Origin of the sequence: Zongyangia acetica (assembly GCF_038739695.1) — a bacterium.
GTDB lineage: Bacteria > Bacillota > Clostridia > Oscillospirales > Ruminococcaceae > Zongyangia > Zongyangia gallinarum.
The window spans coordinates 197,489-223,425 of record NZ_JBBEWN010000003.1 but is presented as its reverse complement, the minus strand read 5'-3'; the positions used below and the strand labels follow the sequence as shown (position 1 = coordinate 223,425).

General features: G+C 47.0%; 22 protein-coding genes. 16 read left to right on the top strand and 6 right to left on the bottom strand.

What is annotated here, in order from left to right; all coding sequences use genetic code 11:
* Positions 1-20: 20 nt before the first annotated feature.
* Both WGC32_RS04320 and WGC32_RS04315 read right to left on the bottom strand, forming a co-directional pair.
* The gene (locus tag WGC32_RS04320) at positions 21-893 is read right to left on the bottom strand and encodes a TIM barrel protein (protein WP_191482483.1); all 873 of its coding nucleotides are present in this window, start codon (positions 891-893) and stop codon (positions 21-23) included.
* Positions 890-1,408: a YqeG family HAD IIIA-type phosphatase gene (locus tag WGC32_RS04315; RefSeq protein WP_191482484.1), complete on the bottom strand. Its 519-nt coding sequence runs from the start codon at positions 1,406-1,408 to the stop codon at positions 890-892. Before WGC32_RS04315 ends, WGC32_RS04320 begins: the two co-directional genes overlap by 4 nt.
* A 224-nt stretch (positions 1,409-1,632) precedes the next feature.
* Here WGC32_RS04315 and WGC32_RS04310 point away from each other — a divergent pair, with 224 nt between their 5' ends.
* The 6 genes from WGC32_RS04310 (at position 1,633) to WGC32_RS04285 (ending at position 6,566) form a co-directional block, all read left to right on the top strand.
* Positions 1,633-2,058, top strand: coding sequence for a putative ABC transporter permease (locus WGC32_RS04310; RefSeq protein WP_191510624.1), 426 nt, complete (start codon positions 1,633-1,635; stop codon positions 2,056-2,058).
* Positions 2,059-2,422: 364 nt separating this feature from the next.
* Complete coding sequence (locus tag WGC32_RS04305; RefSeq protein WP_342680791.1) at positions 2,423-3,364, top strand: 3-keto-alpha-glucoside-1,2-lyase-like domain-containing protein; 942 nt, start codon at positions 2,423-2,425, stop codon at positions 3,362-3,364.
* Complete coding sequence (locus tag WGC32_RS04300; RefSeq protein ID WP_342680790.1) at positions 3,354-3,593, top strand: hypothetical protein; 240 nt, start codon at positions 3,354-3,356, stop codon at positions 3,591-3,593. Before WGC32_RS04305 ends, WGC32_RS04300 begins: the two co-directional genes overlap by 11 nt.
* 19 nt (positions 3,594-3,612) lie before the next feature.
* Complete coding sequence (locus WGC32_RS04295) at positions 3,613-5,403, top strand: primosomal protein N' family DNA-binding protein (protein ID WP_342680789.1); 1,791 nt, start codon at positions 3,613-3,615, stop codon at positions 5,401-5,403.
* Between the two features lie 230 nt (positions 5,404-5,633).
* Positions 5,634-6,269, top strand: coding sequence for a cadherin-like beta sandwich domain-containing protein (locus tag WGC32_RS04290; protein ID WP_342680788.1), 636 nt, complete (start codon positions 5,634-5,636; stop codon positions 6,267-6,269).
* Between the two features lie 114 nt (positions 6,270-6,383).
* Positions 6,384-6,566, top strand: a complete 183-nt coding sequence (locus tag WGC32_RS04285; RefSeq protein ID WP_191482487.1) for a hypothetical protein — start codon at positions 6,384-6,386, stop codon at positions 6,564-6,566.
* Between the two features lie 218 nt (positions 6,567-6,784).
* Here the strand turns inward: WGC32_RS04285 and WGC32_RS04280 are convergent, their stop codons facing one another.
* Both WGC32_RS04280 and WGC32_RS04275 read right to left on the bottom strand, forming a co-directional pair.
* Positions 6,785-7,801 carry a substrate-binding domain-containing protein gene (locus tag WGC32_RS04280; protein ID WP_191510636.1) on the bottom strand — a complete coding sequence of 339 codons (1,017 nt, stop codon included), beginning with the start codon at positions 7,799-7,801 and terminating at the stop codon, positions 6,785-6,787.
* Between the two features lie 153 nt (positions 7,802-7,954).
* The gene (locus tag WGC32_RS04275) at positions 7,955-8,983 is read right to left on the bottom strand and encodes a substrate-binding domain-containing protein (protein WP_191482489.1); all 1,029 of its coding nucleotides are present in this window, start codon (positions 8,981-8,983) and stop codon (positions 7,955-7,957) included.
* 305 nt (positions 8,984-9,288) lie between these two features.
* On the opposite strand from WGC32_RS04275, the gene carB reads away from it, so the two are divergent.
* The 4 genes from carB (at position 9,289) to WGC32_RS04255 (ending at position 17,634) form a co-directional block, all read left to right on the top strand.
* A complete protein-coding gene (gene carB / locus WGC32_RS04270; RefSeq protein ID WP_342680787.1) occupies positions 9,289-12,513 on the top strand; it encodes a carbamoyl-phosphate synthase large subunit in 3,225 nt (1,074 codons plus the stop codon).
* 143 nt (positions 12,514-12,656) lie between these two features.
* Positions 12,657-15,158: a choice-of-anchor I family protein gene (locus WGC32_RS04265; RefSeq protein WP_342680786.1), complete on the top strand. Its 2,502-nt coding sequence runs from the start codon at positions 12,657-12,659 to the stop codon at positions 15,156-15,158.
* 148 nt (positions 15,159-15,306) lie between these two features.
* Entirely contained in the window at positions 15,307-16,794 is a 1,488-nt protein-coding gene (xylB, locus tag WGC32_RS04260) for a xylulokinase (protein ID WP_342680785.1), read from the top strand.
* 171 nt (positions 16,795-16,965) lie between these two features.
* Complete coding sequence (locus WGC32_RS04255) at positions 16,966-17,634, top strand: DUF4867 family protein (protein WP_191510402.1); 669 nt, start codon at positions 16,966-16,968, stop codon at positions 17,632-17,634.
* A 101-nt stretch (positions 17,635-17,735) separates the two neighbouring features.
* Here the strand turns inward: WGC32_RS04255 and WGC32_RS04250 are convergent, their stop codons facing one another.
* Positions 17,736-18,707, bottom strand: a complete 972-nt coding sequence (locus tag WGC32_RS04250) for a type I phosphomannose isomerase catalytic subunit (RefSeq protein WP_342680784.1) — start codon at positions 18,705-18,707, stop codon at positions 17,736-17,738.
* Between the two features lie 320 nt (positions 18,708-19,027).
* Between WGC32_RS04250 and WGC32_RS04245 the strand changes: the two genes are divergently transcribed.
* A complete protein-coding gene (locus WGC32_RS04245; protein ID WP_191483041.1) occupies positions 19,028-19,714 on the top strand; it encodes a 5'-methylthioadenosine/adenosylhomocysteine nucleosidase in 687 nt (228 codons plus the stop codon).
* A 72-nt stretch (positions 19,715-19,786) separates the two neighbouring features.
* On the opposite strand, the gene WGC32_RS04240 is transcribed toward WGC32_RS04245, so the two are convergent.
* Entirely contained in the window at positions 19,787-20,230 is a 444-nt protein-coding gene (locus WGC32_RS04240; RefSeq protein ID WP_191483040.1) for a GNAT family N-acetyltransferase, read from the bottom strand.
* Between the two features lie 240 nt (positions 20,231-20,470).
* Here WGC32_RS04240 and WGC32_RS04235 point away from each other — a divergent pair, with 240 nt between their 5' ends.
* The 5 genes from WGC32_RS04235 (at position 20,471) to WGC32_RS04215 (ending at position 25,903) form a co-directional block, all read left to right on the top strand.
* Positions 20,471-21,637: an iron-containing alcohol dehydrogenase gene (locus tag WGC32_RS04235; protein ID WP_191483039.1), complete on the top strand. Its 1,167-nt coding sequence runs from the start codon at positions 20,471-20,473 to the stop codon at positions 21,635-21,637.
* Positions 21,638-21,842: 205 nt separating this feature from the next.
* A complete protein-coding gene (locus WGC32_RS04230) occupies positions 21,843-22,076 on the top strand; it encodes a hypothetical protein (protein WP_191510400.1) in 234 nt (77 codons plus the stop codon).
* A gap of 178 nt (positions 22,077-22,254) precedes the next feature.
* The gene (locus tag WGC32_RS04225; RefSeq protein ID WP_342680783.1) at positions 22,255-23,505 is read left to right on the top strand and encodes a sn-glycerol-1-phosphate dehydrogenase; all 1,251 of its coding nucleotides are present in this window, start codon (positions 22,255-22,257) and stop codon (positions 23,503-23,505) included.
* A gap of 226 nt (positions 23,506-23,731) precedes the next feature.
* Positions 23,732-25,018 carry a UDP-N-acetylglucosamine 1-carboxyvinyltransferase gene (locus tag WGC32_RS04220; RefSeq protein WP_342680782.1) on the top strand — a complete coding sequence of 429 codons (1,287 nt, stop codon included), beginning with the start codon at positions 23,732-23,734 and terminating at the stop codon, positions 25,016-25,018.
* Positions 25,019-25,114: 96 nt separating this feature from the next.
* A complete protein-coding gene (locus tag WGC32_RS04215; RefSeq protein ID WP_342680781.1) occupies positions 25,115-25,903 on the top strand; it encodes an MBL fold metallo-hydrolase in 789 nt (262 codons plus the stop codon).
* The last annotated feature ends 34 nt before the right edge of the window (positions 25,904-25,937 follow it).

Genomic DNA, 25,937 nt, shown 5'->3' with positions numbered 1-25,937 from the left:
GGCTGTTCGCTCCTTTTCTGTCACTCTTTTTCATGGCGCTGTAATGCCGCCAGATAGATATCCTTCATAATTTTGGCATCCTCTGCCTGGGTACCGGCAGATTCACAGATGATGGTGGGGGAACATCCCTTCCTTGCCAGCAGTTCTGCCACTGGTTCAAAGTCAGGGCCGTAGACGGTGTCCGCAAAGGTGAGATGCGCTTTTTCTCCGCCTTTGTCCGTGTATTGGATTTTTGAAAAATGGGAGTGAAAATGGCGCATACGATCGTTGCCCAGTCTATTCTCAATGGCGTCGAAAATGGCCTCATAATCGGAGAATGCCCGCAGCCCTCCAAAGGTGCGGGCATTGAGATGCCCAAAATCGATGCAGGGGATGAGACGTTCATCCATAGAACACAGGGAAAGGACCTCATCCAGTGTACCCAGCTGATTTACCTTTCCCATGGTTTCAGGACAGATATGGACTTCCGAAAGCCCGGCTGCGTCCAGCTCTGCAATCGCCTGCCGCAAGGTATCCATAGCAAGGGAAAGCGCTTCCTCCCGGCTGATTTTGCCGCAGGAGCCGGAGTGAACGACAATCCGATTCGCCCCCATAGCATGGGCGGCCTTTGCGCTTTGGAGGATATAGCGGATGGAGTTTTGGCGCTTTTCTTCTTCCACGCTGGATAGGGAAATATAGTAGGGGGCATGAAGGGAGAGAATCACGTTTTTCTCCTTGGCACGCTCTCCTAGTTCGTTGGCTGATTTTTCAGAGATGCGCACGCCGTGGCCGCATTGATATTCATAGGCATCTAGGCCCATCTTCTCAATATATTCGGGTACACTTTGAGAGGATGTATAGCCCATCTGGCGAAAGCTTTCACTATTGCCTGCCGGGCCGAAACGTGCGCTCATAGGAGATCCCCCTTACTTTTGTGATGACTGCGCCGGTAGCGGCGGAGAAACCCACGCTCCAGCTTGCGTTTAATTTTAAATCCTGTTTTGTCCTCCATTTCAAAGGGGGTGACCAGGATGCTGGTAATGCCATAAAGATTTCCGCCCATGATATCGGTGAATAACTGGTCTCCCACAATGGCACAATGCCTTTTAGGAGTTTTCAGCATCGTCTGAGCCTCCCGCATTCCTTTGGAAAGCGGCTTATATCCACCGCCTACACAGGGTATCCCCAACTTATCAGCAAAGGGCTGAACGCGCTCTCGGCTGTTATTGGAGACAATAATCATTTCAATGCCCAGCTTCCTCATCTGGTGCACCCAAGGGATGATCCCTTCATAGGGCTCTGGATTGCCGTGAAGGCTTAAGGTGTTATCCACATCCAGCATCAGGGCGCGGATCTGATGACGATGTAAAAAAGCAGCGTCAATTTCTGTGATTTTATCCAGCATAATAGCTGGCTTCAAAAGAGCCATATTTCTACTCCGTTTCACTTGTTTTGCAACTCAAAGTATAATACGAAACGCCTTTGGTGTAAAGGTTTGCCCTGCATCTGTGCACTGAGAAGTCTCCATTACATTTTTTCCTTTTTCACTGCTTTTCACCCAGAAAAACATAGATTTCCACCATTTGTATGGTATGAATTTTGCATAGCGGCAAATATTAACCTTACAAGAATGTCGGGGAAGGAGTTTCGTTTATGAAAATTGCGGCAAGGATGCCGGCTGTCTTTTTAATCGGTTCCTGCACCTATTCCTGTATTGAGCTTGTCTGGCGAGGATTTACCCACTGGACCATGGGACTGACCGGCGGCACCTGTTTTTGCATCTTATATAATGTATATACCAGGTTTGAACGACTTTCTCTTTTCAGGAAATGCGCCATTGGCTCCGCAGTGATTACAGCGGCGGAATTTATTGTAGGGTGTATCGTCAATTTGCAGCTGAGATGGGATGTATGGGATTATTCGTCGCTTCCGTTTAATCTTTTAGGACAAATTTGTCCTTTGTATACGGGATTGTGGTTTTTGCTTTCGCTGCCCATTGTGGGGGCAACACATTACCTCAACCGAAGCTTGTTTTCGCCAAAGAAGCGAAAACGAATGTTATCGTGGACCCATCTGTAGGCATCTAGATTTTCAAATAGAAAATCCAGATGCCTTTTTTCGCAAATAAAAACTGTGCAATTCACAAATATTCGCAATGTATCGCAAATTGTACGGATAAGTAGCCATAAATATGGGAATATATCGGTCATTTGTCGTTGTTTTAAATGAATCAACAGATGGGGATTTTACTAAATTAACAAAAAAAATAAACAACCAATAAAATAATTGAACAAAAATATGGGAAATGTTATAATTCTTTCATACATCCAAGGCGAATTTCCCACATAACCACAAGCAGGAGTTTGTGATGTGAAGCCATTTGATTCGCTTTGATGTTACAGTGGCGCAAAAAGCGTAAGGAAAAGAAGAAGGAGTGATTTACATGCAAATTGCCCCATTAAAACCGGCAAAAAGGCTCCGTAGGCGGCTGGTGGCGTTTATCTTAACAGCCGTTGTCGGTTTGTCCTCTGTGCTGCCGGGAATGGCTGCCTATGGGATCGACCCATCGATCCAAGACAGTGCGGGACAGGCGCGCGGCGCAGGATTTGTCACCAACCTAACAGGCTGGGAGGGCAAAAACGGAAGCTGGGAATCCCAAACCGATGGATATCGCGGGAATAATACGGGGATTGGCGACGGTTTTGCCATGTCCAGTGTGAAGGTGGAGGCTGATGAGGCTTTTACCTATGAAGTGGACTTTATCATCAATGCCGGCAATGCCGGAGGCATTGTGTTTGGTGTAGCGGACCCCAGCAACCCGAGCGCTGACTGGTACTGCGCCAACATTGATAAAAGCGGAAATCGTGAGGGGAAAAAAGATTCCCGGATCTTCCATGTCAAAGGCGATTTGGTCTTTGAAGCTGGAAGATATTTGACCTCCGAAGAAATTGATACCTCTGAATACACGCTTAAGGTCACATATGATGGAGCAGGCAATTTTAGCTCTTGGCTCAATGGCAACCCTGTTTTGGAAAATGAACCTATTGAATTCCAGGGCGGCTATTTTGGTTTGCTCACCTACCAAAGTGATGTGACCTTCACCAGTGCCACACTGACCACCGCGGATGAGCCTCTGAACTTTGTGACCAACCTCTCTGGCTGGCAGGCGGCAAACGGCTCCTGGCAGAAGGTTACCAATGGATACCGGGGCAGCAACATGGAGATAGGCGACGCCTTTGCAACGGCGACTGTGCCAACTGTCCTCCTCACTACGGTTACCGATACGGCAGATGGTATTATGGGCATGACCATGTACATGGCTGCGAGTTCGGTGGAAATAAAGGCAGTGGCAGTATGGACTAAGGAGATGTGCTATGTTTGGTAGAAAAAAGAAGGCACCGGAGCCTATTTATGATGTTACCCAGAAGATAGCGAAAACTTGGTGGGGAGGCACAAAGCTGGTTCCTACAACAAAATCAGAACAGAAGAAAATGAAGGCAGAAATTCTGAAAAGAAATCCCAAGGCCACGGTTCTTGACAGCAAAGCCAAGAAGCAAAAGGAGCTGGAATGGATTGACCGTATCGAAGAATTTGATGCTTTTATGAATAACTGATACGAAAGGAGGGACTCAAATGGCTAAAAAGGGCGGCGATGGCGGTAAAAAGAGCTTCTGGGATAATCCATTCGGTGGCATGTTTGACTTCAACCGTGACGGCAAAGAGGATTTTGGTGAATTATGGATAGCACAGAAAATCTTTGAGGACTGTACCAAGGAAGAAAAACCGCACCACGAGTATTCCTCGGACTATATTTACCATTCCGTTTTGGATGATGATGACGATGCCATTGACACCTCTTGGCGTGACTTTTGTGAAGATGGTTCAGAATTTGATTTAGACCCCGAAGATTATGAAACTGAGGACGAATATAATGAGGCGCTTGAAGAAGCACAGGAAAACGAATATGCAAGAGTTACAGCTCCGTCAATTTCTCTTCAGTTCTCCGTTGAGTGTCCTGCTCTTGACAAATTAGAAGAAATCAAGGAAGAAAACTATCCGAACAAACGTAGGTTCAACGCAGCTTACACCTTGGCAAACGAGTTTCTTTGTTACAGCGATAAGGAAGTTGAACGAAGGGACAAGGCTTGCTGCCAGTTTATTATAGACAATGCTGATAAGATAACTGCGGCAAATTACCTCTCCTACGAAGGTGGTTTCCTCTATGCACAGGCAATCAAGGACAATTTCCAACTTCCTGTCTCCCTCCCGGATGAGGACGAATACAGAGAGTACGAATTGTCTGAGGCACTCTGCAAAATTGCGAAACGAAATATTATGCTTTCGTTTGAAGTTTGGAAATGGGTTCTGACGACGTTCCTGCCATACATACAGTATGCTGATGGTTCACTCTCCGAACTTACAAGTTCCGTGATTGATGATCTATACAGTTTCCCTGAAGGCTATAGAATCGAACTTGCCCGATATATGGATAGGCACCCCGATTTTATGGAAAAGGTTGTAGATGAAAAAGCGGAAATGCCAAGCGACCTTGATGCACTCATCGTTGCTGCATTGCAGGACGGATTGCTGAACACTGCTCTCGTTCTGTTCAAGCGTGGTTTGGTTCAGGCGGGCGAAGATTGGAAGAAAATAAATGGGTTGACAGACGGTACAATCTCTTGGTGCAAAAACTATGACGAACTTGAATCCGCCGAATATTTCAAGTTGAATATGCTCCCGCTTGTCGAGACAATCAACATCGGTATGGTACAGGATGAGATTGACGAATGGGAAAAAGGACTTGATGAGTACATAAGGCAGATTGAAGATGACTGTGAGCAGTACACCTATACCCGCAAGAACGCATGGCGAAAGACCGTCCCTGATGGTTCAAAATATGGTTTGGACCCTCGATACTACGATTCCGAGCAGGAATACTTAGAGGCTCTAAACGAAGAAAAATACGGATGGCGTGAATGGTATAAGGACGATGATACCTTTGGTCTTGATGTGAATGACTTTGAGACACAAGAGGAATTTCAGAAAGTCTATAATACCCGTCGTGAAGAGATTCGCCAAAAAGAGCGTGAACAACGAGAGCAGGAACGTCTGCGACTCCAGAAAGAACGCCAACAGCGCCATGAGGAAGAACTGCGTGTTGAAGCTGAAAAGGCTCGTGTAGATGATAAGATTTACACCTTCTGCGGGGTAGCGTTCCCTCACGCACAGCGTCCCTACAGCTACAGAACGGAAGACACGACAATTAAAGTCGGCGATCTGGTTCTTGTTCCCGTGGGCGATAAGGAGACAACCGGAACGGTCGTTTCAGTCGGACAGTATATGCGTATTGCCGCTCCATATCCCGTCGATAAGACAAAATTTATTATTCGTAAGATCGATGGAGAGACCGGTTTGAGTGGTTGATTGAACCTTTTAATTTTGACATACTTTTTAATTTTACCTTTTCCGGGCCTGCCGTAACGACTACTGGCGGCGTCTGGGCCGGTTAAAATCACTAACAATAGAATAATCGCTGGGCTTCCACAGACAGCAAATGCCGTGAAAATCCAGCAAAATCAAGCCTTTTTCGGTATTTACACACCGGAGAAGGCTTTTTTCTTTGTATCAAACATAGCGTCTTGATAGATGCTGAGGTGGCAAGTGGTACATTCTCCGACGCCATCCCCTTGGCAGTTGGCGAAAACACCATTACAGTTTCCTTGACTGGTAACGATGGAGGTACCAACAGCTATACTATCGTTGTGACAAGGGAGAAGGATGGAGATATTCCTGAGCCGGAAACACCGGTATTAGACGATCTACAGCTCTCTCATGGAACTCTTGATCCTGAATTTGATTCCAATGTGACAGAATACAAGGCATCGGTGGCCTATGCGGTCAACAATATCCAGGTCAAGGCATTCTTTGCCGATGAGATAGCGGTGAAGATCAATGGCGTAGATGTCCAAAGCGGTATTTACTGTGATCCCATTCCTTTGTCTGTGGGCGAAAATACCATTACAGTTTCTCTGACCGGCAGCGATGGAGGCACCAATACCTATACCATCGTGGTGACACGCGCTGACCAGGAGATCCAGCCCGGCGGGGATGGAAGTATCAGCGGTGGCGGAAGTGACTGGAGATGGCCGGACGGCACAACTTCTGACACAGATACAGACAAAGATAAGGAGAATCCCAGCTCGGGTGACGCAGCGAATCTGCCTGTGGCGCTGGCCCTGCTGGCGGGAACATCCGCACTGATTGTCTTTGCCTCCCGCAAGAAAAAATAAATCAACATGCCAAAAAGTGCAGCCAATCATTTGGCTGCACTTTTTTTATGGAAAGGTAAAATTTTTCACTTTTGAATGGGCCTTTTGTGTGAAAACTAAAGGTGAGGTGATTGGATGTCCGTCAATTTTTACCGTGACAATCCGGACTTGCGGGAATACTTTCTTTCTTTGCCAGGCTATGTGCGCAATGAGCTTGCGGCCTCCGGCGTGGAAATCACCACCCTGGGAGAACTGCAGGAGTGTGCAGAACTGCTGAGGAAGGATCTGGACACCCGTGCCCAAGAACAGGAGAGGTGATTTATTATGGCCCATCAATATCGGGACCTGCACGAGATGATTCGTTTAGATGGAAGGATCAACCAATATTTTTCTTCGCTGCCTGTCTATGTACAAGAGTCAATCTGTGAAAGGGCAGACAAAATCCACAATGCTGAGACTCTGCGTCGTTATGCAGACAATTTGCTCAGCGGGGATAAATAAAAAAACCAGGCCCCTGTGAAAGGGGTCTGGCTTTTTTATTTTTTTACAGGGCCGGTTGTCTGTCCGATACAAAGTGTGACATCTACAACATCGTGATGCACTTCCTCTGTACGCTTTGGATCGGTAATGTTATCAAAGAGAAGCCGGGCAATCTGTTTATAATCCTGTTTGACAGTGGTGAGTCGAGGAAAAGAAAAATTCTCGTTGAGCCCATCAAAACCGACGATGGATAGATCCTCTGGCACCCGAAGCCCCAGATGCTGTGCCCCCATCAACACACCGATAGCCATAGTATCATTGGCGCAGGCAATAGCAGTGGGCGGATCGGGCAGGGACATATAATAGTTGACAATATCCAGGCCACAGCGAATAGAGCATTCAAAACCATGAACATATTCCTCTCGATAGGGGAGGTTATATTTCCAGCCAATTAACTGCTGATAGGCCTGCCTGCGGGCTTTGGCAGCAAAACTATTATTGTTCCCTGCAGCAAAAGCAATTTTACGATGTCCTAGCCGCACGAGATATCCCAACAATAAATCGATGCCCTGCAGATGGTTGGCGGTGACCGAAGAACACTTGAGGCTATCCATGGTTCGGTCAAATGACACTAGTTTCATGGAAGGGGGCACCCTCTTGTATAGTTCTGTCAGAGGACCGTCGACCACAATAATTCCTTTTGTCCGAATGGCTTGGCAGTAATCCAGATATTCTTGTTCTTGGATGTGGTTGTTGTCAATATTGCAGGTGAGTAAAGTGAGTTTATGCTCAAAGGCAAGCCGACTTAGTTCCTTGAGGAGGAGTATGAAGTAGGCATTGGTCATGTCGTGAATAAAAACTGCAATGGAGTTGGACGATTTTGAAAACAAGTTTTTCGCCATCTGATTTGGCACATAGTGATATTTCTGTATGACGGCGTTGACCTGCTCACGTACTTCCACAGAGGTGCGTTCTGGGGAATTGATGACGCGAGAAACGGTAGAAGGGGAAACATGGGCAAGCTTGGCAATTTCCCGGATTCCCAGATACTCCTTTTGCTTTTTCTGATTCAAAACGGGCACTCCTTTTTGTCCGAAACTGATGGCGACAGACGTACAGCTTTATTATAAAATATCATCTAAAAGAATGCAAGTAGATAGTGTGGTAAAGCGAAAAAGTATAGAACAACAAAAAAGGCTCCAAAAGGAGCCGAAGTATGGGGCAAATTATTTTTTGACTGGCCCAGTCGTTTCGCCAATGGAAAGGGCCACATCCACAATATCATGGTGCACCTCCGAGGAACGGCTGGGATCCACAACATCGTCAAAAAGAATTTGGGCGATTTTTTTGTAATCTTGCAATACCGTTGTCAGCCGGGGATAGGAAAAATTCTCTGTCAGCCCGTCAAAACCGGCAATGGACAAATCTTCAGGAACACGGATGCCCACGGATTGGGCATACATTAAGGTGCCGATGGCCATGGGATCATTATTGCAAAGAATGGCAGTGGGCGGATCGGGAAGATTCATAAAGTAGTCGATGATTGCTTTACCAGAATGGGTAGCACGGTTGCCGCCTTCAAATTTCTGGCAGTAATCTTCTCGATAGGGGAGATTATGATGCCAGCCTATCAGCTGCTGATAGGCTTGTCGGCGCAATTTGGCCGCCTGCATTGTGGGAGAGTTAACCGTTGCAAAGGCTATTTTCCGATGACCCAGCTGAATCAGGTGGTTAAGAAGCAATTCAATCCCTTGATAGTGATTAGAAGTGACAGAAGAATAATGAATGCTATCGACCTTGCAGTCAAAGGAAACCAGCTTAATTGAATCATGAAGATGCTCGTACATATTGCTGGGATGATTATCAATGGAGATAATTCCTTTAGTACGAACTGCTTGGCAATAGTTTAAATATTCGATTTCCTGATTTTTATTGTGAAGGGTACTACAAATTAATAGGTTATATTGATTTTTGAAAGCGATCTGTCCCAGTTCTTGAATGAGGAGGCCATAAAAAGGATTGGTAAAATCATGGATAAAAATAGCCAGAGAATTGGAAGACTGGGAAAACAGATTTTTTGCCATCTGGTTGGGCACATAGTGATATTCTTGAATAATCCGATTGACCCGTTCCCGCACACTGTCGGAGGTGCGTTCCGGATAATTGATCACCCGAGAAACAGTGGAAGGGGAAACATGGGCAAGCTTAGCGATTTCACGTACACCAAGATATTGCTTTGGCTTTTTGGGGGCCACGATTTGCACTCCTTCTTACACAGAATTGAACTATAAAATTAATACACGGTATATATAAACAGATTATAATTCAACACCATATGAAAAGCAAGGGACAAAATGTGGAAGTGTGAAAGTGACCAAGGAAAAATAGAAAAAATGTAAATTTTCTCTAGGATTTTTTTTGGCTATTTTTTTGTATTTTGGCGCTTGCATATCATTTCATGCGTGTGTATAATAATTGGAGACTATAAAATGGCGTAGTTATGCCGGTTTGTAGGCCCGCGCAGTAAAGAAAGATTGAGATGAAAAGGGGAGTGCGCAAAGTGCCAAAACGTAGCGACATCAACAAAATACTGATCATTGGATCAGGGCCGATTATTATCGGTCAGGCATGTGAGTTCGATTATTCTGGAACGCAAGCATGTAAAGCCTTGCGGAAGCTGGGATACGAAGTCGTGCTGGTCAACTCCAATCCTGCTACCATCATGACAGATCCAGACATGGCGGACGTTACCTTTATTGAGCCGCTCAATGTAGAAAGACTGACTGCGATTATCGAGCAGGAACGTCCGGACGCACTGCTGCCCAATCTTGGCGGACAATCTGGACTTAACCTTTGCTCCGAGCTGTATAAGGCAGGTGTCCTAGATAAATATAATGTACAGGTCATTGGAGTCCAAGTCGAGGCAATTGAAAAGGGCGAGGACCGCATTGAATTTAAGAACACCATGGACAAGCTGGGCATTGATATGGCGCGCTCTGAACCTGCCTATTCGGTAGAGGAGGCCGTTAAAATCGCGGAGAAGCTGGGTTATCCGGTGGTAGTCCGTCCGGCCTATACCATGGGCGGCGCTGGCGGCGGACTCGTTTACAATGTGGATGAACTGAAAACAGTGGTCAGCCGTGGCATCAGCGCCAGCTTGATTGGCCAGGTTCTGATCGAGGAATCGGTACTTGGTTGGGAAGAGCTGGAACTGGAAGTTGTCCGCGACAGCAAAAACCAGATGATTACCGTCTGCTTCATTGAAAATATTGACCCGGTGGGTGTGCATACCGGAGACTCTTTCTGCAGCGCGCCTATGCTTACCATTTCTGAGGATCTCCAGAAAAAACTGCAGGAGCAGGCTTATAAAATTGTCGAAGCAGTCCAGGTCATCGGCGGAACCAATGTACAGTTTGCCCATGATCCAGAAACCGGACGTGTGGTGGTTATCGAGATTAATCCCCGTACCTCCCGCTCTTCGGCATTGGCCTCCAAGGCGACAGGTTTCCCCATTGCGCTGATTTCCGCAATGCTGGCCGCCGGACTCACCTTGGATGAAATTCCCTATTGGAAAGAGGGAACTTTGGATAAGTATAAGCCCTCCGGCGACTATGTGGTTATTAAATTTGCACGCTGGGCATTTGAAAAGTTTAAAGGCTCGGTAGACAAGCTGGGCACACAGATGCGTGCTGTCGGCGAAGTCATGAGTATTGGCAAAAACTACAAGGAAGCACTACAAAAAGCAATCCGCAGTCTGGAAATCGGACGTTATGGTTTGGGATTTGCCAAGGACTTCCATGAAAAAACATTGGATGAGCTGTATGCGCTGGTGGGAACTGCCACCAGTGAGCGGCAGTTTATCCTTTATGAAGCCATTCGCAAAGGCGCGGATCTGAACCGGCTCTTTGAACTGACCAAAATCAAGAAATATTTCTTGGAGCAGATGAAGGAACTGGTGGATCTGGAGGAAAAGCTTCTGGCCTATCGGGGCAAGGAACTGCCGGATGATCTGCTGAAAGAAGCAAAACTCGATGGTTTTGCAGATAAATATTTGGCCAAGATTCTGGAGATTCCAGAGGAGAAGATTCGGGCGCAGAGAGAAGCTATGGGCGTTGTAGAAGGCTGGGAGGCTGTACCTGTCAGCGGTGTGGAAAATGCGGCCTACTACTTCTCTACCTATAATGCCAAGGATTCCTCTCCCGCTCCCTCTGAGCGCAGAAAGATTATGATTCTGGGCTCCGGCCCCAACCGCATCGGCCAGGGTATTGAGTTTGACTACTGCTGTGTCCATGCGGCGTTTGCCCTGCGGGATTTGGGATTTGAGACCATCATTGTCAACTGTAACCCTGAAACAGTATCCACAGACTATGACACCTCTGATAAGCTCTACTTCGAGCCGCTAACATTAGAGGACGTTTTGAGCATTTACCATAAAGAGAAACCGCTGGGAGTTATTGCCCAGTTTGGCGGACAGACACCGTTGAATCTTGCCTTTGAGCTGGAAAAAGCGGGAGTCAAGATCCTGGGAACCTCTCCTGACGCCATTGATCTGGCAGAAGATAGAGACCGTTTCCGCGCTATTATGGATGAGCTGCAGATTCCCATGCCCGAATCTGGTATGGCCTCCACCATTGATGAGGCTTTGGAGATTGCCAAGAAGATTGGCTATCCGCTGATGGTTCGTCCCTCCTATGTTTTGGGCGGCCGGGGCATGGAAGTAGTTCACGACGACAGCATGCTCAGGGAGTATATGGCCCAGGCGGTAGGTGTCACACCAGAGCGGCCTATTTTGATCGACCGATTCCTACAGCATGCCACCGAGTGCGAGGCGGACGCCATCAGTGATGGAGAGCATGTCTTTGTGCCTGCGGTTATGGAGCATATTGAGCTTGCAGGTATCCACTCCGGTGACTCGGCATGTATTGTACCGTCTATGACCATTCCAGAAAAACATGTAGCCACCATCAAAGAGTATACCAAGAAGATGGCCAGGGCATTGGGCGTCAAAGGACTTATGAACATGCAGTACGCCATTGCCGATGATAAAGTCTACGTGCTGGAAGCAAATCCCCGGGCGTCCCGTACAGTGCCGCTGGTTTCTAAGGTGTGCAATATTAATATGGTCCGGGCAGCTACTGAGATTATCACCTCTGATCTGACCGGTAAAAAGGACACAGTAGTAAACCTCAAAGAGCATATCTTCCCCCACCATGGTGTGAAGGAAGCGGTGTTCCCCTTCAATATGTTCCAGGAGGTTGACCCGGTATTGGGACCCGAGATGCGTTCCACCGGTGAGGTGTTGGGACTTTCCAACTCCTTTGGTGTCGCCTTCTTCAAATCCCAGGAGGCTACCCAAACTCCGCTGCCCACGTCCGGCAGTGTGCTCATCAGTGTCAACGATTCTGACAAGGATGAGGTGGTAGAGCTGGGCCGCGGTTTCGAGGAAGTCGGCTTTAAGATCTATGCCACTCGAGGCACCTATAATCTACTTAAAGCAAATGGGGTCAATGCTACTCTTATTAAAAAACTCCACGAGGGAAGGCCGAACATTGTCGACGCCATTACCAACGGGGAGATTAATCTGGTCATCAATACTCCCATTGGCAAACAGGGCTCCAACGATGACAGCTATATCCGTAAGGCTGCTATCAAAAACAAGGTGATCCAGATCACCACCATGGCTGCGGCCAAAGCGGCGGTGATTGGTATCAAAGCGGCCTCCAACCCAGAGATCAATAAGGTTAAATCCCTTCAGCAGTATCATAAAGAGATCATTGAAAAATAAATCTTCTTTGTTCAATGCAAAGCGGCGCTTCAAGCGCCGCTTTTTTGTTGCTTCATTATTTTACACGACCTTTACCCGTCCATCAGGTGGATTATAACTGCCCATGCTATGATGAAACAAACACATAAACAGGAGGATATTTTATGAAGAAGCGCATTTTAAGCGCCATCATGGCTGTAATCATTGGACTTGCCGCTATTATCCCTGTGTTTGCGGAGGGCGAGGCAGCAGACCATCTGGTGATTGCGGCTTTTTATGCAGGCGCTGTGGATGAAGAGGGAAATGCGGCAAGCGGTGTGCCAGTTTCCCATAGCTTTATCGAGATCTATAATCCCACCAATGAGGAAATTTCACTGAATGGTTATTCAATTCAGTATCAGCCCTATCCCACCCAGTTTGCTGAGCAGCGCAGCGGATGGGAGGTATTTACCTTTGACAGCAGCGCTGTGATTCCCGCCAAATGCTCCTATTTGGTCGGCTGTGGCACAAATGATGCAGATGGTTCTGTAGAATTGACCCAGTTTGATGCCCAATGGGAGGATGTATCCCTTTGTACCAAAGGTGGAAAAGCAGTGCTTCTGAGCACGACAGCGCCTTTGGGGGATGAGGTTGTCAACCCCTTTAATACAGATGGTGAAGGTACAAAAGTGGATGGTTATGTGGATATGATCGGTACCGCAGGCAACGACCAAGGGGAGACTGACGCAATTGACGGCTGCGAGACAAATCCGGCAGCGGGACAATCTAAGAAAAAAGGTTTTATCCGCACCGACCGGAATGTAGATACCGATGACAATGGAGCAGATTTTGAGGTTGTCGATTATAGCGATCCCTCGCCCGCAATGCCCCGTTCTCTGGCGGACGGTCCGCTGGAGCAGGAGGATCCCGGCGAGACTGATCCAATCGTGACAGTCAATTACAACAGTGAGAACGGAAAGATTCAATATCTTGGCAGTTATTCTGTAGGAGCTAGCAATCCCGACGGTGGTGTCGCAGAGATTGTCAAATATAATTCTGACAATCAAAAGATGTACATTGTCAGTGGACAGGAGCAGCAGATCGATATTGTCGATCTCTCTGGGCTCAAAGATGGGGATAACAGTTTTTCCAATGCGGTTTCTTTAAAACTGGATGCTATGGCAGCGGAGCACGGATTTGACTGCGGCGATATTACCAGTGTAGACGTTAACACCCAACGGGATCTGATTGCCGTAGCGGTCCAGGCCGCGGCATACAATCAAGCTGGAGCAGTTGTTTTGTTAGATTATGACGGCAACTACCAGACACATTTTTCCACCGGCGTACAGCCGGATATGGTCTGCTTCACACCTGACGGAAACGCTGTGCTGACCGCGGATGAAGGCGAGCCGAGGAATGGATACGAAGCTGGAGAGGATCCTGCCGGCTCTATTACCATGGTTGATCTGAGCCAAGGAATTGACAATGCAACGGCACAGACTGTAGGCTTTGAGAAATTTGATGCCCAGAGAGACAATTTGGTCAATGAAGGTGTACTGCTGAAAACTGGCCTGATGCCTTCTCAGGACTTTGAACCAGAATATATTGCGGTCAGCGCAGACAGCAAGACCGCCTACGTCTCGCTGCAGGAGGCAAACTCTATTGCGGTGTTCGACCTGACGGAGCAGGAGTTTATCTCTGTCAAAAGCTTGGGCCTTAAGGATCACAGCCAAGCGGGTAATGAAATCGATGCGCTGAGAAATGATCAGGTGGAACTGAAAACCATGGAAAACCTCTATGGCGTCTATATGCCCGATGGTATTGCCTGTGTCAACATCGGTGGTGTGGATTACATTTTGACGGCCAATGAGGGCGACGCTTCAGAATGGGAAGAGTATGCAAATATTAAAGAGGTATCCTTGGATCCTGATGCTAAAGATACAGAAGTTTTAGACGCCGGTAAAATTGACGGCTTGGACGATCAGGGTGGAACTGCCAATTTTATGCTGGGAGGACGTTCCTTCTCCATCCTGCGGGCATCCGACCTGACGACTGTTTATGAAAGCGGCAGTGATTTCGAAAATGTAACAGCACAGAGCTGGAACAAGGCCTTCTTCAATACTTCTAACGATGAGGTTGGGATGGATAAACGCAGCTCTAAGAAGGGGCCAGAGCCGGAAGACGTGAAGACCCTCCAGGTAGGGGAGAAGACCTACGCCTTCATCGGGCTGGAGCGGATCAGCGGCGTCATGATGTATGACATTTCCGACCCGGCCAACGCCACTTATGTAGACTACATTTCTACCAGGGATTACAGCGAGGATATCAAAGGCGATGTGTCAGTGGAAGGGCTTTGCACCATCCCGGCGTCATTAAGCCCCACCGGATATCCCTTGGTGCTGGCGGCCCATGAAGTCTCCGGCACGGTTGCCGTCTATTCTCTGACGGAGGGCTATGCAGAGCCTCAGCAGCCGGCAGATGAAAATCCCTCCATTCCAGGCGGTAACAACAGTAATGCGAACATAGATTTCACCGATGATTCTGCAACAGTAATAGATCCAGAGAAAGAGAACCCCAACACAGGTGGTCCGGCGCTGCGGGTTGAACCGGCGATTCTCTGGACCATGGCTGGTTTGGCTGGTTCGGGCGCAATACTCAGTCTTGTTATTGGAGAAAGGTACCAGTAAATATCTAGAAAAAAAGCAGCTGGACATCCAGCTGCTTTTTTGTTTTGGATCATGAACTAAAATTTTTATGATCCGATAAGTTGGAAAGTATCCTTGAGAGTGGTATAATACATTTACAATTTATATGCCACAAAAAAAGAGAAGTGAAATGTCATATTTATTGGGCATTGATTTGGGCACATCCAGTGTAAAATCGTTGATTATCGATACAGAGGGTCATATTATTAGCGTAGGTCAGGAAGACTATGATTTTGATATTCCGCAAATTGGTTACGCAGAAAATGATCCTATGGTGTGGTGGAATGCCACCAAGAATACCATCCGTACAGCGCTTGCCAAAGGTAAAATCATACCGAGCGAAATCAAAGGCATTGGCTTTTCCGGTCAAATGCATGGCCTGGTTGCTGTAGATAAGAACGGCCAAGTGGTGCGCAAGGGAATTATCTGGGCGGATCAGCGCAGTTCTGAGCAAATTAACTTTGTCAAGGAAAAGATCGGATTAGAAAAATTTTCTAAGGTAACCCTCAACGCGCCAGCTACAGGGTTTATGCTCCTTTCTCTTTTGTGGGTGAAGGACAACGAGCCGGAAAACTATAGGAAAATTGATAAGGTTATGATGCCCAAGGACTTCATTAGAATGAAGTTGACGGGAAAGATCGGCACCGAATCAGTAGATGCTTCCAGCTCGGTGGCTTTTGATACTGCCGGCCGCCATTGGGCCTGGGAATTGATCGATGAACTGGGATTGGAAAGAGACTTATTTCCTGAGTGCAAGGAAGCTTGCGATATTGCGGGAGAAATTATCTCGGAAGCGGCGGAGGAGACAGGCCTTACAGTAGGGACTCCTGTGGTCTACGGCGGCGGAGATCAGCCAATGCAATCGGTAGGCAATGGCTTGGTGCGTCCGGGCTATGTGGCCTCGAATATCGGCACAGCCAGCCAGATTGCCTGCTGTGTAGACCGTCCGGTCTATGATCCTCAGCTGCGTACCAATACATTCTGCCATGCGGATAAGAATATCTGGACCATCCTTGGGGCCAGCCTCAATGGAGGGATCGCGCAAAAATGGCTGAGAGATAATATCTTTTATAAAGAGAGCTATAAGAAGCTTGATGCAGAGGCGGAAACTATTGAACCTGGCAGTGAAGGTTTGATTTTCCTTCCTTATCTGTGTGGAGAACGGACTCCCTGCTTGGATCCTTTATCCCGGGGCATCTTTTTCGGCCTGACCATCAAACATACCCAGGCCCATATGGTCCGTGCAGTAATGGAGGGCATGGTCTTCTCTCTGAAAGACGGCCTGGAAATATTTAATTCCCTGGGCGTTACAACGGACAAGATCATCGCGTCTGGCGGAGGTGCCAAGAGTCCGCTTTTGCTGCAGATGCAGGCGGATGTTTTTGAGCAGGATATTTATACCACCGAGAGTAAGGAACAGGCTAGCTTTGGAGCGGCCATTTGTGCAGGTGTCGGCGTAGGAATTTATGACAGCCTGGCGGCAGCATGCGATCAGTTAATTGTCATGAGTCCGGTTGTTACCCACCCTATCCCTGAAAACAGCAAGGTTTATCGCCAGCGTTACCAGGTATATAAACAGCTTTATGGGCGCAATAAAGACCTATTTTCACTGCTGTAACCACTGTAAAACATGACAAATTTAAAGATGCAAAAATGACAGAGTCGCCAATTTTATCAAAACCTGGGAATTACTGATTTACTTTACCCTGCACAAGGACTATAATGGCCTTGTACACCAAAAGATGTACGTACAAATTTCATCACTTATTTTGAAACGGAGGTTTTTCCCATGTATGAGAAGCTGGTAAAACTCAATCCCGATTTGAAAATTAAGAAAGTCTCCAATGACAACTTTAGAAGATATGGCTTTATTGTGGAGGGCTATGATGTTTCTGCTCTGATTGCCAAAGCAAAGGAAATTGTCAAGATGCCGGCCGCTGGCTGCGATTATCATGCGTCGGTGCCAGAACTGGAAGCATTGGCTCCTAAGGATCTGCTGGAGCAGATGCACTATGGTGAAATGCCTATGCAGATCGGTACCTGTGCAGGATTTGGAGACAGCATTGGCGCACTGGAATATCACAAGGGGGATGAAACTGTTATTGCAGTAACCGACTGTGTGATCCTGATCGGATGTCAGTCTGACATTGTGGACGGCAAATTTGATACCAAAGATGCAGAAGCTTTCTATGTACCGGCGGGTACAGTGTTGGAAACCTATGGTACATGCCTGCACTACGGTCCCTGCAATGTAGAAGAGACCGGATTTATTACACTGGTCTGCCTGCCTCAGGGCACCAATATGCCTCTTGAAAAGCCTGTAGTGGTCAAAAATCTGGAAGATAAAATGCTGCTGGCCAAAAATAAATGGGTCATCTGCCGTGAGGGAACCAGTGAGGCGAAAGATGGCGCTTATGTAGGTATCGTGGGAGACGACTTTAAACTGAAAATCAAATAAAATAATCTTTGAAGCGGATGGGGAGACCTGTCCGCTTTTTATTTACAGAAAAACACCCCGCATTTGTTGAAATGCGGGGTGTTTTGTTTTTATCTGCAATTTTATTTTGCGATGGAAAGCAGGCAAACGCCATTGCCGGTGATTTCATATTCACCAAAGTTTGCCGGTACAAAGATGCTGTCTCCCTTATTGTAAGGAGCACTGCTGCCATCCCACTTGACCTCGCCAGAGCCGGAGAGGAAAAGCAGATGATGGAAGGAATCTGCGCCAGTGGCCTGTTTGGCGCTGGATTCTACCTCAAGGCGATAGACGGTGAAGTACTGGCAGTCAGCCACCCAATATTTCTTAAATCCGTCAAACACCTCAGGCTCTGGTTTCGGGAGAATTACGGTTTCAGGCGGATTGTAGTTCATAACATCAGCGGATTCTTCCAGCTGGAAGGGGAATTCGCAGGGACGGCCATAGTTATACATGGAATAGGTTGTATCAGAGTTCTGCTGAATTTCTGCCAAAAGGGTGCCTTTGCCCACTGCGTGAATGATGCCGGAGTTGACCATAATAGCATCTCCCGGCTTCACAGGAACAGCAGAAATCATATCCATGATGGTGCCGTCATTCACCTTCTGAATGTACTCTTCGCGGTTGGTTTTTCTGTTAAAACCATAATAAGTAATAGCATCAGGCTCGCATTCCACATAGTACCACATTTCGGTTTTTCCAGGCTCGTGTTCTACACGATAAGCATATTCGTCGGTGGGATGCACCTGCAATGTAAGATCCTGATCAGAGTCAAGGAATTTTACCAGCAGCGGGAAGCGGTCATATTTCTGGCCCACGGTTCCAACTACATCATAGCCTTCCTCTTTCATAGCTGCGATGTAAGCGGAAAGTGTCTTTCCTTTGTGGTTGCCGGATACAACGATGCTTTCTCCATTTTTATGACAAGAAAGCTCCCAGCTTTCAGCGGTGATTTCATATGGGGTGTCAAATTTGCCGTATTCATCTCTCAACCGGCCATGGCCGCCATGAGGATAGTCCTTGTAAGCAGGACGCAGTCGAATGGGTTGCAACATAAATTTCATCCTCCTATAAATGAAATGAGTCGATTGCTATCGGCCGAGTCGTATTATTAAACTCTGATTACTATTAAACAATATTTTCAGAGGAATAGCAATATCTTGAATGAAATATTGTAGAAATGTAGTAAAAACTAAGAAGATTTTTGGTTATATATTTTTAGAATTCTGCGAACGCCGCTGATTTCTGTCTGGGAAAAGTTCAAAACTAAGATTAATAGCCTCACCATAAAACAAGGAATGCAATTTTTCGGCGTTGACCGCATGGTAATTTCAGCGTATACTGAAAAAATGAATGAAAGGGATAGGAGGCTTTTATGAAAAGAATCGGAATAATTGGAGCGATGCCAGAAGAAGTGGCGATCCTGAGAGATAGGTTAGGTGAAGTAAAACATTACCACCAGGGCGGCATTGACATAGATGTGGGAAGCTTGGACCAGAAAGAGGTAGTTTTGTGCTGCTGCGGTATGGGAAAAGCCAGTGCAGCCGCCGCAACCCAGCTGCTGATTACTGGCTTTGGAGTAGATATGGTCATTAACAGCGGCATTGCGGGAAATATGACTTCTGCCCTCGGAGTAGGTGATGTAGCGATTTCCCAGATGGTTACCTACCATGATGCCACCCTGTCTATGCTCAGCCAGAGCTATCCTTTTTTAGAGCGCTTTCAGGCGGACGAAAAAATGGTACATGCGGCGCAGAAAGCCTGCGAGGAGCTGGATGTTCACTTTGCTGTGGGAACAATTGCTACAGGAGATCAGTTTATTTGCGAGAGCGAAGTGAAAAGCAGGATTGCAAAAGAATACGCTCCTCTTTGCGTAGAGATGGAAGGAGCGGCGATAGCCCACATTGCGATGAAAAACGATGTGCCTTTTGTCATCATTCGTTCTATGAGCGATGACGCAGATGAAGGCGCGAAAGAGAAATTGGTGGTAAAAAAATTTGACATCACCGAGTATTGCCAGACGGCAAGCTCTATTTGTGAGCATATGATCTATCATTTATAAGAAAAGCGCGGCAATTGCCGCGCTTTTTTAGAGTTCGTATGATGGGATGGAAGGAAATACGAAACCAAGCGATCAACGGTCATACACCATCTGTATATAATCAAGTGTATGAAATCCGTATTTTTCATAAAGTCGTTTGGCATCTGGATTGAAGGGGCATACCTCTAGCCGGATACGACTGAATGTTCGGTATTCCTCCTGGAGCCACTGTAAGAAATGGGAACCAATGGTTTTTCCCCGAAACTCTGGTTTTATGTATAGCTGCTCTAGCCAGACCACCCTACCGCCCGACTCATTGCTCCAGGTGAAGGCAAGGAGAGCATAACCTACCGTGATGTCGTCCTGCTGTATGATCACTGCCCGGAGGTAGGGACTATGTTGGATGACAGCGTCAAAGGTTTGGGAGATATAGCCGACATTGGCCTCATATAGTGTGGCGCCGTCGCGATAAAAGTCTACCACCATAGGAATAAAGCTATCTCGGTCATCTTCGGTAATATCGCGGATTTTTAGCATAGAATTTCCTCCTTCTTTTCATGGTCTGTCACTTTATTTTATGCGGGATTGCGCTAGGCTGTGAGTGCTATCTCAAAATAGGTGGGTCTTCTCGGAAGTCTATGTGCATATTTTACAAAGATCGATGTGAAACCAGTTGCAAATCCAAAGGCACCATTGTATATTTACGCTGAATCATTTATAATATTTCACGGTTGTATTATCAAAACTTTGCCGCATCTGCGGTAGGAGGAATGAACTATGCAAAATTTTAGTTACTACATCCCAACACGTCTGTTTTTCGGCAAGGGTGAGCTGGGCAGAATCGCGACAGAAAAGCTCCCCGGGAAAAAAGCGTTGATTGTCACTTCCAGCGGCACCTCTATGAAAAAATATGGTTACCTGGACCGTCTGACTGCGCTTTTAAAAGAGAATAAGACGGATTATGTGATTTTTAATAAGATCCTGCCCAACCCTATCAAATCCCATGTTATGGAAGGTGCTGCACTGGCCAAATCCGAAGGCTGCGACTTTGTTATCGGCCTAGGCGGCGGCAGCAGCATTGATGCCTCCAAGGCTATTGCAGTTATGGCCACCAATGAGGGGGATTACTGGGACTACATCAGCGGCGGTTCCGGTAAAGGAATGCCGGTACCCAACGATCCTTTGCCCATTATCGCTATTACAACGACTGCGGGAACCGGCACTGAGGCCGATCCTTTTACTGTCACCACCAAGGAGGAGACAGGCGAAAAGATTGGATTTGGCTACGATAAGACTTTCCCTGTTTTTTCTATCATTGATCCGGATCTCATGATGAGCGTTCCTCCGAAGCTTACCGCTTATCAGGGATTTGACGCCCTGTTCCATGCAACGGAAGGCTATATTGCATCTGTAGCCAATCCCATCAGTGATCTGTTTGCTCTGAAGTCCATTGAATTGCTCGGAAAATATCTGGCCCGTGCGGTGAAAGATGGCAGCGATGTGGAGGCAAGATCCTATGTCGCTCTGGCCAATACCCTTTCCGGTATGGTGGAGTCCACTTCTGGCTGTACCTCTGAGCATTCCATTGAGCATGCAATGAGCGGTTACCATCCGGATCTACCTCATGGTGCTGGGTTGATTATGGTTTCTGTGGCTTACAATACCCTGTTTGCGGACAAGGTGCCAGATCGCTTTATTGCCATGGCAAAAGCGCTGGGAAAAGAAGATGCAAAAGATCCTATGGATTTTGTGGAGATGCTTAAGAAATTGCAGAAAGACTGCGGAGTCGACGAACTGAAGATGTCGGAATACGGCATTAAGAAAGAGGAGCTTCCTCAGATGGCAAAGCATGCGAAAGACACCATGGGCGGACTGTTTGAAGTTGACCGCTATCAGCTTTCTATGGATGAGGTTGTCTCTATTTTGGAGAAATCCTATCGGTAATGCCTTCAAAATCCGGGCCCTATGGGTCCGGATTTTTATATTTAGCAGTTGCTGGCAGAATAGTTACAAAAATCGTTTGGTTTTTGCAAGAGAATCTTCATTGACATGCACTATATAAACAGCATATAATTTGAAAATGCGTTAGAATTGTGCTGCGGTTGTCCACATCACAAATGAAACAACAAGTGGAAGAAGGGACCGGACGATGAAGAAAATTTGGAAACATACTGCCTTTCTGATGTCATCTGCAATAATGATGGTGATGTCGACTTTGCAAACCTTTGCAGGAAACGGTGGTCCTTCAGTTAAGACCCAAGGAAACCCGGCCACTGGGGATACTTCGGGGATGATGCTGGGAATCATGGCGGTCCTTTTGGGAGCCTCACTTCTTGCTATTGTGGCAGTGGCAGTGATTTCTGCCAAAAAGAAGAAAAAATAAGAGTTTTCCCCGACGTTAATTGGTTAAAACGTCGGGGTTTTCTTTTGTATAGATTGTGTTATAATTGTATCAGTTTCATCCATTTTAAAGAGAGAGAAAAATAAAACAAAGGACGTTTGAAGAGGGGAAGGACGGGCAGAATATCTCTGCCGAAAAAGTAGGAAAAGAGGGCTTTACCGTGCTCAGAATCGTCAAACAGCTCCAAAGAGAAAAGTGTGATTGTGGAAGAGAACATACACTTACCATTCGAGAGATTATTCTGGAAAGCGGAGCAATCTACAAACTGAAAAATGTGTTAGAAAAAGTGGAGCTTGATGGAAATGCGTGTATTATTTGCGACAGAAACACGGATGTTGCGGCAGCAAGTGCCGTCTCTCAGGTTTTGAACAGCGAAGAGAAGGTGGTCCTTGATTTCCCTGAGGTTCATGCAGATGAAAAAAGCACCCAGTTTGTCCTGGACCAGATGGGGACGCCCGACTATCTGATTGCTGTAGGCGCGGGTACCATTCACGATATCACCCGCTATTGCGCCCATGAAAGAGGCATTCCCTTTATTTCTATTCCTACGGCCCCTTCTGTAGATGGATTTGTATCTACCGTATGTGCTATGACCTTTCGTGGAGCAAAGGTGACAACGCCGGGAATTGCTCCCATTGCGGTCATTGCGGATACTGATATTTTTGCTGATGCTCCGAAACAGCTGATCGCTTCGGGAGTAGGAGATATTTTAGGAAAGTATACTGCTCTTTCCGATTGGCGTATCGCGCATCTTGTCACAGGGGAATATTTATGTGAGAAGGTCTATGGCGTGATGGAGCAGGCGCTTAGCGAAGCGGTTTCCGCCATTGATGATGTAGCCCGAGGGAAGCATTCAGCATGTGAAAAGCTCATGTATGCGTTGCTTCTTTCCGGTGTAGCCATGCAGATGATCGGCAATTCTCGTCCGGCTTCCGGCGCAGAGCACCACATGTCCCACCTGTGGGAGACGGCGGTAATCAATCCGCCTATTGATGCCTTGCACGGCGAAAAGGTAGGGGTTGCTACGGCGTTGGTTTCCCAGGTGTATCATGAAATTGGAGCAGGAAAATCAATTGTGCCGGTCGAATATCATCCCCTCAGCGATGAGGAGATTGACAGAGTCTTTAAAAATACAGCGGAAGACATCCGGCGGGAAAATGGCAGGGACATGCTGTTGGATGTAGACGTTGATGCAATTGCACAGCATTATGATGAAATCAAAAAGATTATTGCGAAGATTCCCCAGCCTCAGGAGATAAGAGAGATGTTGGGGAAGGTAGGCGCACCGCAGACCCTATCGGATCTCGGCCTCTCCGACGATATATTAGAGGACACAAAGAAATACAGCCCTTACATTCGACGGAGATTGACATTAATGCGGCTGAAAAAATTGTTTGACGTCGCGAATTAAAGATGTTTTTAGTAGATTTAGGAAATATTTACGACAAAAAGCGATGCGAAATATTGTATCGCTTTTTTGGTTATTTCCCTCACAATCGCTTAGAATAGTAGTAGAAGGTGCGGGGACATAAATAGCTATTTTCTAAAAATATCCTAATCATAGAAAAAATGGCTTTTATTTTGTGTATTTTAATGATATAATATGAATGTTAAGAACCTATAAGGAGAGTGCCGCGTTGGATAAGTATGTTTTAACCGGTGGCGTGCGCCTGCAGGGAGAGGTCGTCATCAGCGGTGCCAAAAATGCTGCTGTTGCGATTATTCCGGCCGCTATTTTAGCGGAAGGACCGTGCGTGATTGAAAATATTCCAAATATTAAAGATGTTGCCGTTCTCTTTAACATTCTGCATGAGATGGGCGCTTCTATTAAAGTTATAAATAAAAATACCATTCGAGTTGATACTAGAAATATTAGAGTTCCTGAGGTCCCCTATGAGATGGCGAGACACATGCGTGCGTCCTATTACTTTTTAGGGGCCATGCTGGGACGGTATAATCGTGCCCGGGTATCCATGCCTGGCGGCTGCGATTTTGGAGTAAGGCCGATTGACCAGCACATCAAGGGATTTGAGGCGCTGGGTGCCAAAGTTTCTTTGGAACAGGGCGGCATGATTGAGGTAGTAGCGGAGAATCTGGTGGGAAGCCACATCTATTTTGATGTAGTGTCCGTGGGGGCGACCATCAATCTCATGCTGGCAGCCGTAAAAGCAAAAGGCCTGACTGTGCTCGAGAATGTGGCAAAAGAGCCGCACATTGTCGATCTTGCCAACTTCCTTAACTCTATGGGAGCCGATATTCGTGGCGCGGGAACGGATGTCATCAAAATTCATGGTGTTCAGCATTTGGGAACAACCAATTATTCCATTATACCTGATCAGATTGAGGCCGGCACTTACATGATTGCCGCAGCTGCTACCGGCGGCGACGTACTCATTAAGAATGTCATCCCTAAGCATCTGGAATCCATTACAGCCAAGCTCATCAAAGCAGGGGCGGAAGTGGAGGAGTTTGACGATTGTCTGCGGGTTTGGCGCACAGGTCCTTTGGAGCGGACGAGCCTGAAGACAATGCCCCATCCTGGATTCCCCACCGATATGCAACCGCAGATGACAACCCTGCTTTCGATGGCCAATGGCACCTCCATCGTCACCGAGGGGGTCTGGGATAATCGCTTCCGCTATGTGGATGAGTTGCGGCGGATGGGCGCTAATATCCAGGTTGATGGCAAAGTGGCAGTGATTGAGGGAGTTCCTCAGCTTCATGGGGCACCGGTGCGCGCTACGGATCTGCGGGCAGGCGCCGCGCTGATGATCGCGGGACTTTGCGCAGACGGCGTTACAGAAATTGAGGATATTTATCATATTGAACGTGGTTATGAGAATATTGAGATCAAGCTGAAAGGCTTGGGAGCCAATATTCGTAAGGTTATGATCCCGGAGGAAACCCTGGCCAAGGCATTATAGCGCTATTTGATGAAGCAAATAAACGGATGAGCAAAACCTTCGTGTTTTGCTTTTTTGCTGTATTTCCTTGACCGATGGTCAGAAGGAGGAGAGCTTGTGTCGCGCATTTGTCCACTTTATAGCGGAAGCAGCGGAAACTGCACCTATCTAGGCGGAGGAAAGGATGGTATCCTCATTGATGCTGGGGTCAGCTGTCGAAAGATTTTAAGTGGTTTGCGGCAAATTGATGTGGATCCTGGACAAATCAAAGCGATTCTCATCACCCATGAGCACACCGACCATATTAAGGGGCTCAAGATTCTGTTAAAAAAGCTTCCCATTCCAGTTTACGGTTCCAGGGAAACCTTGGAGTACATAGAACAAAACGACCTGGTGCCTCCTACGGCAGAGTTGCGGGAGATTGCTGGTACCATGGAGATTGCTCGGATGGAGATCACCCCCTTTGACACCTCCCATGATTGTGCCCACAGCCTTGGTTTCCGCATCCATATGGCTGATGACCGCTTGGTGGGATATGCTACCGATACGGGTTGCATTACCGACGCTGTGGATCGTGGCCTGAGCGGTTGTGATGTAGTGGTACTTGAGTCTAACTACGACAGAGGAATGCTGCAAAGCGGCAGGTACCCTTATCATCTTAAGCGGCGGATTGCCTCGCCCAAGGGGCATCTTTCCAATGAGGATTGTGCTATACAAATTGCAAGGCTGGTGAAATCGAAAGCTACCCGTTTTATTTTGGCCCACCTAAGCCGGGAAAATAACCTGCCTGATATCGCCTATCAATCATCCCTTTCGCAGCTTTTGTTGGAGCAGATGAAACCGGGAATTGATTTTACCTTGGACGTTGCGTCCCGATATGAAGTGAGCAGGATGCTCACCTTTTAATGAAGATTGCAAAAACACCTCCCACGGGAGGTGT

Excerpts from the sequence above, each read along its gene's own strand:
- WGC32_RS04315 (WP_191482484.1), bottom strand. The coding sequence starts at position 1,408 with ATGGCTCTTTTGAAGCCAGCTATTATGCTGGATAAAATCACAGAAATT.
- WGC32_RS04285 (WP_191482487.1), top strand. The coding sequence starts at position 6,384 with ATGTCCGTCAATTTTTACCGTGACAATCCGGACTTGCGGGAATACTTT.
- WGC32_RS04300 (WP_342680790.1), top strand. The coding sequence starts at position 3,354 with ATGTTTGGTAGAAAAAAGAAGGCACCGGAGCCTATTTATGATGTTACC.
- WGC32_RS04245 (WP_191483041.1), top strand. The coding sequence starts at position 19,028 with ATGAAAAGAATCGGAATAATTGGAGCGATGCCAGAAGAAGTGGCGATC.
- WGC32_RS04295 (WP_342680789.1), top strand. The coding sequence starts at position 3,613 with ATGGCTAAAAAGGGCGGCGATGGCGGTAAAAAGAGCTTCTGGGATAAT.
- xylB (WP_342680785.1), top strand. The coding sequence starts at position 15,307 with ATGTCATATTTATTGGGCATTGATTTGGGCACATCCAGTGTAAAATCG.
- WGC32_RS04265 (WP_342680786.1), top strand. The coding sequence starts at position 12,657 with ATGAAGAAGCGCATTTTAAGCGCCATCATGGCTGTAATCATTGGACTT.
- WGC32_RS04305 (WP_342680791.1), top strand. The coding sequence starts at position 2,423 with ATGCAAATTGCCCCATTAAAACCGGCAAAAAGGCTCCGTAGGCGGCTG.
- WGC32_RS04255 (WP_191510402.1), top strand. The coding sequence starts at position 16,966 with ATGTATGAGAAGCTGGTAAAACTCAATCCCGATTTGAAAATTAAGAAA.
- WGC32_RS04230 (WP_191510400.1), top strand. The coding sequence starts at position 21,843 with ATGAAGAAAATTTGGAAACATACTGCCTTTCTGATGTCATCTGCAATA.
- WGC32_RS04320 (WP_191482483.1), bottom strand. The coding sequence starts at position 893 with ATGAGCGCACGTTTCGGCCCGGCAGGCAATAGTGAAAGCTTTCGCCAG.
- WGC32_RS04235 (WP_191483039.1), top strand. The coding sequence starts at position 20,471 with ATGCAAAATTTTAGTTACTACATCCCAACACGTCTGTTTTTCGGCAAG.
- WGC32_RS04310 (WP_191510624.1), top strand. The coding sequence starts at position 1,633 with ATGAAAATTGCGGCAAGGATGCCGGCTGTCTTTTTAATCGGTTCCTGC.
- WGC32_RS04240 (WP_191483040.1), bottom strand. The coding sequence starts at position 20,230 with ATGCTAAAAATCCGCGATATTACCGAAGATGACCGAGATAGCTTTATT.
- WGC32_RS04250 (WP_342680784.1), bottom strand. The coding sequence starts at position 18,707 with ATGTTGCAACCCATTCGACTGCGTCCTGCTTACAAGGACTATCCTCAT.